At 65.3% G+C, this 12,505-nt stretch carries 10 protein-coding genes and 1 pseudogene; all 11 read right to left on the bottom strand.

From position 1 onward, the window contains the following. Positions 1-788: 788 nt before the first annotated feature. Positions 789-1,778: a substrate-binding domain-containing protein gene (locus RCI06_RS13195; protein ID WP_172439101.1), complete on the bottom strand. Its 990-nt coding sequence runs from the start codon at positions 1,776-1,778 to the stop codon at positions 789-791. A 66-nt stretch (positions 1,779-1,844) separates the two neighbouring features. Next, positions 1,845-2,864: an ABC transporter permease gene (locus RCI06_RS13190; protein WP_121587188.1), complete on the bottom strand. Its 1,020-nt coding sequence runs from the start codon at positions 2,862-2,864 to the stop codon at positions 1,845-1,847. 26 nt (positions 2,865-2,890) lie between these two features. Then, a complete protein-coding gene (locus tag RCI06_RS13185) occupies positions 2,891-4,417 on the bottom strand; it encodes a sugar ABC transporter ATP-binding protein (protein WP_256153028.1) in 1,527 nt (508 codons plus the stop codon). Positions 4,418-4,729: 312 nt separating this feature from the next. Continuing rightward, positions 4,730-6,181: an ATP-binding cassette domain-containing protein gene (locus tag RCI06_RS13180; protein ID WP_276873081.1), complete on the bottom strand. Its 1,452-nt coding sequence runs from the start codon at positions 6,179-6,181 to the stop codon at positions 4,730-4,732. A 2-nt stretch (positions 6,182-6,183) separates the two neighbouring features. Further along, complete coding sequence (locus RCI06_RS13175; RefSeq protein WP_306576336.1) at positions 6,184-7,218, bottom strand: sensor histidine kinase; 1,035 nt, start codon at positions 7,216-7,218, stop codon at positions 6,184-6,186. A gap of 15 nt (positions 7,219-7,233) precedes the next feature. Continuing rightward, the gene (locus RCI06_RS13170; RefSeq protein ID WP_306576335.1) at positions 7,234-8,850 is read right to left on the bottom strand and encodes a response regulator; all 1,617 of its coding nucleotides are present in this window, start codon (positions 8,848-8,850) and stop codon (positions 7,234-7,236) included. Between the two features lie 235 nt (positions 8,851-9,085). Continuing rightward, positions 9,086-10,051: a P1 family peptidase gene (locus RCI06_RS13165; protein WP_306576334.1), complete on the bottom strand. Its 966-nt coding sequence runs from the start codon at positions 10,049-10,051 to the stop codon at positions 9,086-9,088. A gap of 5 nt (positions 10,052-10,056) precedes the next feature. Then, on the bottom strand, positions 10,057-10,644 hold the full coding sequence (locus RCI06_RS13160; RefSeq protein ID WP_306576333.1) for an ECF transporter S component: 588 nt from the start codon (positions 10,642-10,644) through the stop codon (positions 10,057-10,059). A 93-nt stretch (positions 10,645-10,737) separates the two neighbouring features. Further along, positions 10,738-11,169: a VOC family protein gene (locus RCI06_RS13155; RefSeq protein WP_306576332.1), complete on the bottom strand. Its 432-nt coding sequence runs from the start codon at positions 11,167-11,169 to the stop codon at positions 10,738-10,740. A 26-nt stretch (positions 11,170-11,195) separates the two neighbouring features. Beyond that, positions 11,196-11,963 (bottom strand): type III pantothenate kinase, encoded by a 768-nt coding sequence (locus tag RCI06_RS13150; RefSeq protein WP_306576331.1) that lies wholly within the window; start codon positions 11,961-11,963, stop codon positions 11,196-11,198. Further along, positions 11,960-12,505 (bottom strand): annotated as a pseudogene (locus RCI06_RS13145) (zinc ribbon domain-containing protein); the annotation flags it as partial. The pseudogene RCI06_RS13145 and the gene RCI06_RS13150, both read right to left, overlap by 4 nt.

The following is a 12,505-nucleotide window of genomic DNA, read 5'->3' as shown; positions in this document are numbered from 1 at the left end:
CGGGCCGGATTCTCTATCAGGATGGCCTGCGGCCAAATCCCCTGCGACCCCAGCGCCGCCTCCGGTTGGCCTGCGGCCAAAGTCGGCGGCGCCCTGTCACAGATCAGCGGACAAGCCTTCAGCATCCCGCCCGCCGCCGCGCCGCGGGCGCAATGCCTCTGCCGGCGAGTCTCAGGAACCGTACCGGAAGTGCGCCCGGGGAGGCACGGCCGCTTTTACGTGGCGCGCAGCGCCCACGGGGAGGCGGAAAACCGGGCGGTACAGCCGCCCGCGCGCGCAGGGCGCACGTCAGTTGCGGCCCCTGCCCACAACTGACCCCGCGATCGGTCAAGCCGATGCGCGTGCGCCTACCCGGCAAGCTCGCCGCGCATTCCGTTTCTGCCTGTTGGGAGCGCCTGCAACCTGAATTGAGCCCTCAGCTGGTGTACCCGTGGGGAGCGGCGGTAGTCTGCGGGTTATGGCAAGGTACTCCAGGGGATACCTAAGGGGGCGGTGGAGCCCCCTTAGGCGGACTTTTGGTTCCTTTTCGTCCGTCCGAAAAGGAACCCGTGGTGCGCGGCGGAACGCGCCCGTGATTCTTGCCGCCCACGGGCGGCAATTCCCGCGATAGCCCCGCCGGGCGCAGCGCGGCAAATCCAGAACCGACCGCAGGGCGGAAAAAATCCATGGGCGGCCCCCGACCAGCGGAAGCCGCCCGTTTCCGGCCCCGGCGTCAGATGGGAAACCTTCCGTCCGGGGATGGGTTTCCCTGCGCGCGGAAAACCGCGCGCAGGGAGAGAATTGGGAGATTAGATGGTGTCTTTGTTGAGGACCGAAACGCCGGTGTCGACGTTGGTCTGGTCGATGGTCTCTCCGGAGAGCGCCTTGACGGCAACCTTGACGCCTTCACGGCCCATGACGTCCGGATTCTGCGCCATGGTGCAGAGCAGGAAGCCGTTCTTGATGAGGCCGAGGATCGTGTCGGATTTGTCGAAGCCGACGCCGATGACGGTGCCGCCGGCCTCCTGGATGGCGTTGCCGGTGCCGACCGTGGAACCCTCGTTCGCGCCGAAGATGCCGACGCAGCCCTGGGTGATGTAGTTCGCGGCGATATCCTTGGATTTCGCGGCGTCGCCGTCGCCGTACTGGGTCTCGAGGATCTCAAACTTGGTGCCCTCAAAGGCGGCGCGGAAGCCCTCTTCACGGGCGACGGTGGAAGCGGTGGCGGCGTTGACGTTGACGATGCCGATCTTGCCCTCGGTGATGCCGGCGGCTTCCAGGGCCTTGATCATCTCGTTGCCCGCGGTGGTGCCGGCGGCCTTGTTGTCGGTGGCCAGCGTCGCGACGCCCGGATAATCGGCGGCGGAGTCGACATAGACGATCTTGACGCCGGCGGCCTCAGCCTCTTTCAGGGAAGCGGTGACCGCGTCGGGGCCGTTGGCCGCGAGCAGGATGGCCTGCGCGCCGCCCGCGACGGCGTTGTTGATGCACTCGATCTGCTTGGCGTCGTCCTTGACGTCGGGAGCGAGCCAGTTGTAATCAACGTTGCCCAGCTCGGCGACGGCCTCTTTGCAGCCCTTGTCGACGTTGACCCAGTGCTGGTCCATCTGGTCCATGGTGATCAGGGTGACCTTGTAGTTGCCGGCAGGCGCTGCGGGCTCGGCGGCATCGGCGGGGGCCGGTTCGGCGGTGCTGGCGGGAGCCGCGGGTTCGGCGGCGGGTTTCTCGCTCGAGCAGCCGGCCATCAGGCCCAGCGCAACGACGAAGCACAGGAGCAGCGCGGTAATTCTGGTTTTCATTTCTCGAATTCCTCCTAACGTTTTGTCCCAGTTTATCCTTAAAGCAGTTCCGCTTTAATTCGGGTTTCAGGCGGCCTTTGCGGCGGCGGGTTCCTTTTTGCGGCGGGGCTTGCGTCCGCTGCGCACGACGACGTCGAGCAGGACGGAGACCACGACGATGATGCCGATGACGATGTTGCGGATGGCGACCGGCGCGCCCGCGAATTGCAGTCCGTTCTGGAGCACGCCCCAGATCGACGCGCCGATGACGGTGCCGAGCAGGATGCCCTGGCCGCCGAGGGTGGAGACGCCGCCGATGACCGACGCGGCGACCGCGTACATCTCATACATGTTGCCGGCGTCCATCGTGCCCATGCCGCTGGTGGCGCAGGTCACGAGGCCGACCACGCAGGCGCAGATCGAACTGACGACGTAGGCCTTGGTGGTGGAGGTGATGACGTTGACGCCCGACAGGCGCGCCGCCTCGATGTTGCTGCCGACCGCGTAGATGTGGCGGCCGGTACGGGTTTTGCTGAGGACGAAGTTGAAGACGAGCCACAGCACGATGGCGATCCAGATGGTGTTGTAGACGCCCGCGAGCTTGCCGTAGTAGAAGAAGTCGCGGAAGCCCTGCGCGCCCTCGCCGATCGAGTCGGTGTTATAGTTGTTGTTGACGATCTGCGCGATGCCGCGCGCGATGGTCATGGTGCCCAGCGTGGCGATGAAGGGGGGCAGCTTGCAGTTTGCGACGAGCTGTCCGTTGAGGACGCCGACCGCGATGCAGCAGACGAAGGTGATGACGACCGCCGCCCACGGGTTGACCCCCTTGGTCATGAGGGTGGCGGAGATCATGCAGCTCATGCCGACGACCGAGCCGATCGAAAGGTCGATGTTGCCGGTGATGAGCACATAGGACTGCCCGATGCCGATCATCAGGATCGGCGCGATCTGCCTAAGCAGGTTGCCGACGTTCTTCCCCGAGAAGAACATGGGGTTGAGGATGCCGAAGACGATGCACAGGATGACGAGGCCGACGGTGACGGTGACGACCTGCCCCATTCCGCGGATCGCGAAGAGTTTTTTCAGAGGACTCTGCTTTCTTTCCATATCGAACGCTCCCAACTATTCTTTCGTCACGCGGTGGCCGCGCGGTCCTTTTGCAGCTTGTTTTCAAAGCGGGTCGCATATTCGAGGACCTTTTCCTGGGTGGCCTCCCCGACCATCAGCTCCCCGGTGACCCTGCCGTCGCACATCACGATGATGCGGTCCGCGAACCCCATGATCTCGGGCATCTCCGACGAGACGAAGAAGACGCCGATGCCGTTCTGCTTGAGCTCGTTCATGAGGTTGTAGATCTCCACCTTCGCGGCGACGTCGATGCCGCGCGTCGGCTCGTCGAACATGACGACCCGGGAGTTGCGCGCCAGCCACTTGCCGACGACCACCTTCTGCTGGTTGCCGCCCGACAGGCTCGCCGCGTTGACCTCCGCGTTCGGGAGCTTGATGGTCAGGTTCCTGACCGTCCGGTCGACCATCTCCCGCTCCTTCTTCGCGTTCACCACGCCCGCGCCGTTGCAGAGGATATCCAGGTTCGGCAGCGCGATGTTCTCACGGATCGACAGCTTGGTGCACAGCCCGTCCTTTTTGCGGTCCTCGGGAGCGAGCACGATTCCCGCCTTGATCGCGTCCATCGGGCATTTGATGTCGAGGGGCTTTCCGTCGAGGAGGACCTCCCCGCCCTCCTTCGGGTCCACCCCGAAGATCGCCCGGGTAGTCTCGGTGCGCCCCGCGCCCATCAGCCCGGCGATGCCGACGATCTCGCCCTCGTAGATGTCGAAGCTCACGTCGCGGACCATCCGGCCCGCGTTGAGGTTCCTGACCTCGAAGATCTTCTTCCCCCGCTCGCAGCGGACCTTGGGGAACTTCTCCTTGATCTCGCGGCCGACCATGTTGGCAATGATCTCCTCCATGTTGGTGTCCGCGAAGTTGACGCTTGTGATGAATTTGCCGTCCCGCATGATCGTCACGCGGTCGACGATGTGCTGCAGCTCCTCCAGCCGGTGGGAGATGTAGACGATGCCGCATCCCTCGTCCCTGAGCTTGTGGATGATGACGAAGAGGTCGTCGATCTCCTTGGAGGTGAGCGCCGAGGTCGGCTCATCCATGATGAGCACCCGCGCGTTGGTGGAGAGCGCCTTGGCGATCTCGACCATCTGCTGCTTGGAGACCGCCAGGTCCCCGACCACCATGTCCGGGTCGATGTCGATGTTCAGGCGTCCGAGGATCGCCCCCGCCTCCCGCTTCATCTCCCGCTCGGAAAGCACGCCCGATTTGGTGCGCTCGCGTCCGAGGAAGATGTTTTCGGCGACCGTCAGGTGCTGGCACATGTTCAGCTCCTGGTGGATGATCGCCACGCCCATCTCCTGCGCCTTTTTGGGGGTGAGGTCCGTGGTGATCTCCTGGCCGAAGAGCTTCATCGTGCCGCTGTCGCGGGTGTAGACGCCGCTCAGGACCTTCATGAGCGTGGACTTTCCCGCGCCGTTTTCCCCGAGCAGGGCCATCACCTCGCCCGCGCGCAGGTTGAAGGAGACGTCGTCCAGCGCCTTGACGCCGGGGAAGGTCTTGTTGATATGTTCCATCTCAACGATATAATCCTGCATCCAATCCACCTATCTTTCCCATGTCCGGGCCCTTGTTACGGTTTCAGTATAGCACCCCCCGCCGCGGACGGTAAGGGGGGCGGTTTTGGTCTTATGGGGGGAATTTTTTGAAGTTTTTATGCCTCATGTCCATATCCAATAAATCAGTCGATTCATTTTTGTGCAGTCTGACAAAGACATTCGCGGCCGCGCGCCCCTTTACGCATCCGGCGCGGGTTTTGTCCGGGCGGCGGGCCGTTTTCCAGGGCGCGGCGATGGTCCCCGGAGAACGAAAGGCGGCCGCCCGGATGGGCGGCCGCCGAAGCGCCGGGGTTATTGCCCCGCCCGGAAGAGCGGGAATTCACTGCTGAGATACTCCCGTTTGAGCCGCCCCTGCTCGACGACGAGCAGGCGGTCGGCGACCGACAGGCAGTCGGAGATGCTCACCGCGAGCAGCACCACGGCGGTGCCGCGCGCCTTGACCTGGCCGATCAGGTCGATGATGTGGCGGCGCAGGTACATGTCCGCGCCCGAAAAGGGCTGCACGCAGAAGAGCACCCGCGGGTGGAGCAGGTGGGCGCGGTAGTAGACGAGGCTGTAGAGGGAGGCGGGCGAAAGGCCGGTGATGTCGGGGGCGTGGATGTCCGCCCCGACCAGCGGCTCGTACTCCCGCACGATGCTCTTGCGGATGGCGGAGTTGAGCCAGAGGGCCGGCTCCCGCCGGTCGAGCCAGAAGCAGAGGTTGTCCAGGTAGCTCATCTCGCGGAAGAGGGAGGTGTGGATGGGGTCCTCCCCGACAAAGCCGAGCTGTTTTTTGAGCCTGCGGGCGTTGCGCGCCCAGCTCTCGCCGCCCACGAGGATCTCCCCCTCCTGCGGCTGCGCCCCCCGGCTGAGCAGGCGCACGAGGTCGGAGAGCACGGTGTTGTTCATGTCGAGCAGCACGACGCACTCCCCCCTGCCGGCGGTGAAGCTCATGCCGCGCATCTGGTCGGTGACCACCCCCGAAAGGGAGAGCGCGCCGTCGCGGGGGGCCTCCCCGTGACCGCCCGCGCCGCTGCCGCGGAAGAACTCGCAGGAGAACTGGAGCACCGTCTCGTCGCGGAAGTCGGGGCGGTCGAGCACCTTGAGCGCCTTGCCGTCCTCCATGAGGGTGACGCGGTCGCAGATGGTGAACGCCTCCTCGTGGTGGTTGCAGATGTAGAGGAAGCTCATCCCCTGCGCTGCGCAGTGGCGGAGCAGGCGGTGGATTTTGACGAGGTCGGCGGCGGAGATGAAGTTGCTGATGTCGCGGATGACGACGAGCTTCACCCCGGTCACGACGGCGCGCAGCAGCTCGACGACGCATTTTTCAAAGAAGGAGAGCTGGGAGACGGGCGCTCCCGCGTCGATCTCGACGCCGAAGTCGTCGGTGAACCGGCGGAGCTGCCGTTCGAGCACGCGCGGCTCGATCAGGTATTTTTTGAAGCCGCGGCGGAGCACGAAGATGTTGTCCGCGACGGTCAGATCCTCCACCAGCCGGCTGCGCTGCTCGATGACCGACACGCGGTTCATTCCCATCGAGCTGTGCTCGTAGTTGTTGACGAGCTGCTCCTGGAAGTAGACGTAGCCGTAGTGGATGGGCAGGTTCTGGCAGATCAGCCGGACGAGCGCCTCCTTGCCGTGGGAGTTGATGCAAACCAGCCCCATGATCTCCCCCTGGAAGATGTGGAGGTTCATATTGTCCAATTGCGTAACGCCGTCGGTGATGCGGGTCACCCGCTCGAGCCGCAGGATTTCCTGTTTCATGGCTACGCCCCTTTGATCTTCACGTCGTGGGTGATGCGCGGCAGGTTGATCTCCACGTCGGTGCCGATGCCGACCGTGCTGAAGATGTTGATGCCGTACTCCTCCCCGAAGAGCAGGCGGATGCGGTTGTTGACGTTGACGATCGCGATGCCGCCCTTCTTCTCCCCGTCCGGCTTGACATAGTCGAAGGCGGGCTTGCCGAGCTTTTCGGTGAGCTCCCGCAGCCGCTCGGGCTCGATGCCGAGCCCGTCGTCCGACACGGTGATGATGAGGCGCATTTCGGTCGCCTCCACCTTGATGCGGATGCTCCCCTTCCCCACCTTGCGCTCGATGCCGTGGAAGATGGCGTTTTCCACGATCGGCTGGAGGGTCAGCTTGGGCAGGCGGTAGTTGTAGAGCACCTCGCGGTCCTCGTCCCCGCAGTCGACGGTCAGGCTCAGCCGCTCGCCGAAGCGGTACTGCTGGATGATGTAGTAGCTTTCGATGTTGTCGAGCTCGTCCTCAAGCGTGACGAGGTGCTCGACGTTGGAGATCGTGTAGCGGAAGAAGGTGGCGAGCGCCTCGGTCATCTCCGCGACGTTCGTCAGCCCCGCCGCGAGCGCCTCGCCGCGGATGCCCTCGAGGGTGTTGTAGAGGAAGTGGGGGTTGATCTGGTTTTGCAGCGCGAGGTACTGGGCCTGCTTTTTGGTGGCGGAGATCAGCTCGTTGGTGTTGAGCTGGGCGCGCAGGCGGAGCACCGCGTCCTCCATCTCGGGGCTGAGCGGGTAGCGCAGGTCGTAGATGCCCTGCATCGTATAGCCGCCCACAAAGAGCTGGAGGATCTTTTTCGTCTCCTGATAGGGCAGGAACACCCATTTGAAGGCCGCGTAGCAGAGCGCGGCGAACCCGGCCGCGCCGGTCACGGCGAGCAGCGCGTGGGCGCCGTCGCGCACCGCGCACACGGCCACCGCGATCAGAAAGCAGCCGAAGAACGCCGCCGCCGCGAGGGTGAGCAGGAGGACGCGGTGGGAGAGGTAGCGGTTGAATTTCTTTTTCATATCGGTCCCCCCGCCTCAGGAATAGAGCTTGCGGAACTCGTTGGGCTTGAGGCCGGTAAACTTCTTGAAGCTCTGGGTGAAGTGCTTGAGGTCGTTGTAGCCGACCTGCTCGCACACCGCCGCGACGCTGAGGCTCGTCTCCTTGAGCAGCTCCTTGGCCTTGTTCATCCGCACCTCCGAGAGGTATTCGAGGAAGTTCTGGCCGCTCTCCTTTTTGAAGAGGGAGGAAAAATACGCGGCGCTGAAGCCGACCACCCCGCTCACCTCCTCGAGGCTCAGCGGGCTCCGGTAGTTCTGCTGGATGTACTGCTTGGCGGCGCGGATGGGGCGGCGGTCGGCCTGCCTGCGGTCGCGGACGACCGCCTCGAGCGACTCCCCGACCATCCGCGAGAGGGTGTCGAAGAGGGCGCCCGCGTCGGGGCAGAGGTCCGCCTCGCCGGTGAACCGCTCGTAGAAGGCCTGCGTGTCCCCCTCGGTGAGCCGGTGGTTGCGCAGCAGCATGAGGTAGACGCTGCACGCGTCCGCCGCGAGGCGGAAGAGCTCCTGTCCCGAAGCCCCCGGCGCGCCGAGCGCGCGGGTGCGCAGCGCGGCGATTGCGGCGGCGGCCCCGTCGGCGTCGAGCACCTCGAGCGCGGCCTCGAAATTCTTGCTGAACTCGGCGAGCAGCGCGTCGCGGTCGAGCGTTTCCGCCTCCTGCGCGCCGCCCTCGATCAGCTTGCCGGTCCCCTCGACCAGCCGCTGCGCGGCGGCCCGCTGGGCCGACGCGAGCGATTCCCCGATGCCGCCGATCTCCGCGGCGGGCGCGCCCAGCCCGATCGTGAGCCGCGCGCCGCCGAAGAGCGCCTGCTGGAGCAGCAGCTCGTCGAGCGCGTTTTTGAGCTGCTTGCGCACCGTCTTGCGCTCCTCCTCGGGAAAGTTCAGGATCCCGTAGGCGCGGCAGCCCTGCGTGCAGATCTCCAGGTCGGCGCAGCGCTCCTGAAGCGCGTCGCGCAGCGCCTTTTCCAGCCGTTCGGTCAGCAGCTTCATGCCGTCCTGGCAGAGGGCGTCCGCCGGGCAGTCGAGCTTGGCCACGAACATCTGGAAGCACCCGGGCGCGAAGTGGAAGTGGTAGTCCGCGTTGATCCGCGCGATGTCCGCGTCGGGCGAGACCGCGCCCCCCTGTAGGAGCAGGTTCGCGAAGAGCCCGGCGCGCAATTTGTCGATGTCGCTCTGGATGGTCATCTTGAGCTGTTCGGCGCTCGTGAGCTGCTCGGTGCGGCGCAGGTATTTTTCCCGCGTGCGCAAGAGCGTCTCGATGAGGTCCGCCTTTTTGATCGGCTTTAACAGGTAGTCGCTCACCCCGTATTTGATCGCGCTCTGCGCGTATTCAAAGTGCCGGTAGCCGCTCACGATGATGAAATCGAGGTCGGGCTTGGCCGCCTTGGCGCGGCTGATGAGCTCGAGCCCGTCATATCCGGGCATCCGGATGTCGGTGATGATCAGGTCGGGGCGCAGCGTCTCCACGAGTTCGAGCGCCTCGATCCCGTTGTGCGCCACCCCGGCGACCTCCATATCGAGCGACGCCCAGTCCACCAGGCTGCAAATGAGCTGGCAGACCTTCGCCTCGTCGTCCGCAACGATGACCTTCATCATACGCTTGTCCTCCCCCAAAACCGCAATTCCATTTCATACCAAGTTTATCTTATCCGCTTCCCTCCGGATTGTCAATCCGACAAAATCCGCGTTCTTTTTCTCCTGCAAAATAAAAGCGGCAAAGAAAAAATGCGCCTGAAGCAGGGCCCGGCGCCCGCAAAAAGGCCCGGCGCTCCGCGGAACGCCGGGCCTTTTCCCACCCACGGCCTTTTTGGCTTTGCGGGGATGAACGCCTTTAGGGCATAAAGCCGCGCGCGGCCGGAAGCCCGCAGGCGGGCGCGGCGGCCAGCACGGCGCGGGCGACGGCGCGCGCCATGACGCGCGCAGCCAGCGTGCCCACCACGTTGACGTCCGCGTCGACCTCCCCGACCGAGAGGGCGTAGACGCTGTCCCCGTCGGCGGTCGTGTGCACCGGCCGGATGGCGCGCGCGTAGCCGTTCTGGGCCATCGCCGCGATCTTCGCCATCTGCGCTTTCCCAAATTTCCCGTTCGTGACGACGCACCCGAGCGTCGTGTTGCCGGTGAAGAAGTTCTGTTTGCTCGAATAGTCGGCAAAGAGCGCCTCCTCGCTGTCCGCGAAGGCGCTTTTGTCCGGGGCGAGCAGGCCCGCGAGCTTTCTGCCGCTGTCGGGGTCGAAGACGTCCCCCAGGGCGTTGACCGCGGCGACCGCCCCGACCTTGAGTTCCCCGAGCCGCACGGCGTAAAAGCCCTGCCCCGACTTCATCATCCGGGCGGGCCCGCCGAGCTTGCCGACCGTCGCGCCCGTGCCCGCGCCGAAATTCCCCTCGCGCGGGGCGTTTTTCTCCGCGTCGAGACAGGCGGCATAGGCCATCTCCGCGTCGGGGTGCGCGTCGGGCGAGCCGACCCCGAGGTCGAAGAGGCAGCTCTCGCAGACGAGGGGCACCGGGCGGACGCCGGTATCCACGCCGACGCCGCGCCCGGCGAGATAGCGCATCACGCCGTCCGCCGCGCCCAGCCCGAACGCGCTGCCCCCCGACAGGAGCACCGCGTGGATGCCCTCGGCGGCGGCGGTGGGCTGTAAAAGCTGGCTTTCGCGGGAGGCGGGGCCGCCGCCGCGCACGTCCACGCCCGCGGGCGCGCCCCGCTCGCAGAGGAGCACCGTGCAGCCGGTCGCGGCCTCGGGGTCCTGCGCGCAGCCGATTTTGAGGTTTTCGATCTCTGTAATGGCAATTTCCTTCACAGGGCTTACCTCCCCGATTTGAGGAATTTCCGCAGCGGCGGGCAGATGAGCGCCGTCAAAAGGATGGCGGCGGCCAATTCGAGCAGGCCGTTGACGCCCACGATGGCCAAAAAGACCTGGCGCAGCGGCAGGGCCTTGAAGAAATACCACAGGCAGCCGAGCACCCCGACCGTGTGGCAGACGGCGGCGGCCGCCGCCGAGATCCCCGCGGCAAGCGATTCCTTCCGGAGGAGCTTTTTGAGCGCGAGGAAGAGCGCGCCCGCGATCACGCCGAGCAGGACGCGCGGAAGGATGCACATGACGATCGACTGGACCGGCGCGCCGCTGGCGGCCGGGGAAAAGAGCATGTCGATCGGCGGGGTCGGGGCCATAATGGCGCGGACCATGCTGATGAGCCCGAACTCGAACCCGAGCAACGCGCCGCAGCCGGGGCCGAAGAGCACCGCCCCGAGGATGACGGGGATGTGCAGGATCGTGATGGACACCGGCGGGACCATGATGAATCCAAGGGGTGTGAAGCCAAGTACCGCCAGCAGTGCCATCAGCAGCGCATACTGCACGAGCCGTGCGGTCTTCCGGGTCGTCTGGGACATTGTCATTCGCTCCTTGCTGCTGCTCCCGGATGGGATGCAGCGCATGTTGTATTTATCTATTGCAGCGCAATAAATAGCAAAATCCGGACCGGGCTAGAATTTCAGGAGCCCGTTTTCGTCATAGCGGAAATTCGGGCCCCATGCAACCTCCCAGTAGTAGCCGTCCAAATCGGCAAAATAGGCGTGGTAACCGCCCCAAAAGACCTCCTGGGGCGGCTTTACGATCCTGCCGCCCGCGTGTTCCACCAGCGCGGCAGTCTCGTCGACCTGTTCGCGCGTCTCCACATTGTAAGCCAGTGTGATCCCCGCGAAGCCGTCCGTGACCGGAGGCGGGGCCGTTCCGGAGATGTCCTTTGCCAGAAGGTCCAGCGGGTAGAGCTCGAATTTGGTGCCCGGCGTATCAAAAAAAATGACCTCGGGGCAGTCCTCCGTGCAGTCGGTCCGGAAGCCCAGGCCGTCCCTGTAAAAACGGACGGCGGCGGCCATATCCCGGACCCCGAGGCAGATGCAGGTGATTTTATTCATCGCGGCGGTTCCTTTCTTCTCGCGGATCAGACGTTGTTTTTGCGCCAGGCGGCATAGAGGCCGTCGATGCGCAGGGTGCTGTCGACGGTGATTTCCCGCCGGCAGAGCGGCACGACCACGTCGGCCAGCGCGCCGCACGCGACGACCGAGGCCGCCGGGCCGGCGGCCTCCTCGTACCGCGCGATCATCCCGTCGATCATGCTTGCGGCGCCCAGCAGCACGCCCGACTTCATGCTGTCGACCGTGTTGGTGCCGATGACCGGCACCGGCCCCTCGAGGCTGATGTGGGGAAGCTGCGCCGCCCGGTTGCTGAGCGCGTCGAGCGACACCTTCACCCCCGGCATGATCGAGCCGCCGATAAAGGTGCGGGAGCGGTCCACCACCGAAATTTTCGTCGCTGTTCCGAGGTCGACGATGATGGCGGGCAGCGGATAGCGGTCCATCGCGCCGATGGCCGCGGCCACGAAGTCCGCGCCGAGCTGCGCGGGATTGTCGATGCGGATGTTGAGCCCCGTCCTGATGCCCGGCCCCACCTGGAGCACCCGTTCGGCCCCGCAGAGCTGGAGGGCCGCCTTGAGCACGGGCGAAAGCGGCGGCACCACCGAGGAGATGATCGCACCCTTGAGATCCTGCTCGCTCTGGCGGTGCAGGTGGAGGATGTGGTGGAAGAGCATCGCGTATTCCACCTCGGTTTTGTCCGGCTCGGTGAGGATATGGCAGACGAAGAGGCGGTTTTCCGCCTCGTAAGCGCCGATGGAGATGTTGGTATTGCCCACGTCGACGGAAAGGATCATACGTCCGCCTCCTCCCGCCGGTAGGCGAGGATCGCGGTGACGCAGGCCACAGTGACGAGCGCGCAGCCGACCACCAGAAGGTATGGGATCGCGGTCATGCCGTAGAAGGCCGCGCTTCCCCGGTCGAGGTAGCAGAGCAGCGTGGTCGTCAGTCCGCACATGCCGAGAAAGAGCCAGACCGCGTCAAACACCAGCGATTTGCGGTGCCCGCCGAGCAGCAGCTGTTGCACGAGATAGACGACCGGAAGGACGGTCATCGCGAGGGTGCGCAGCCACCAGGCCAGGTCGAGGGACGGGACGAGCGCCTCCGGCCCAAACCCGAAGAGCACGAGCAGCTGGAAGACGAGCGCCACGATCAGCGCGACCGCGCCGAAGGAGCCGAGCACCGTCGCGGCGGTCGCGCCCGCGCTGGGGCCCTCTTCCCCGCCGAGCTCCATGCCCGGCGCGCTGAAATAGTCCTCAAGCAGCGATTCGCCGCAGTAGCCGCACCGCCGCGCCCGCCCGCTCACCGGGCGTCCGCAGTTGGGGCAGGTCGCCATGTT

Source organism: Anaerotruncus massiliensis (ex Togo et al. 2026) (assembly GCF_030825285.1).
Taxonomy (GTDB): domain Bacteria; phylum Bacillota; class Clostridia; order Oscillospirales; family Ruminococcaceae; genus Anaerotruncus; species Anaerotruncus massiliensis.
This window is presented reverse-complemented; position numbering and strand designations above follow the sequence as displayed.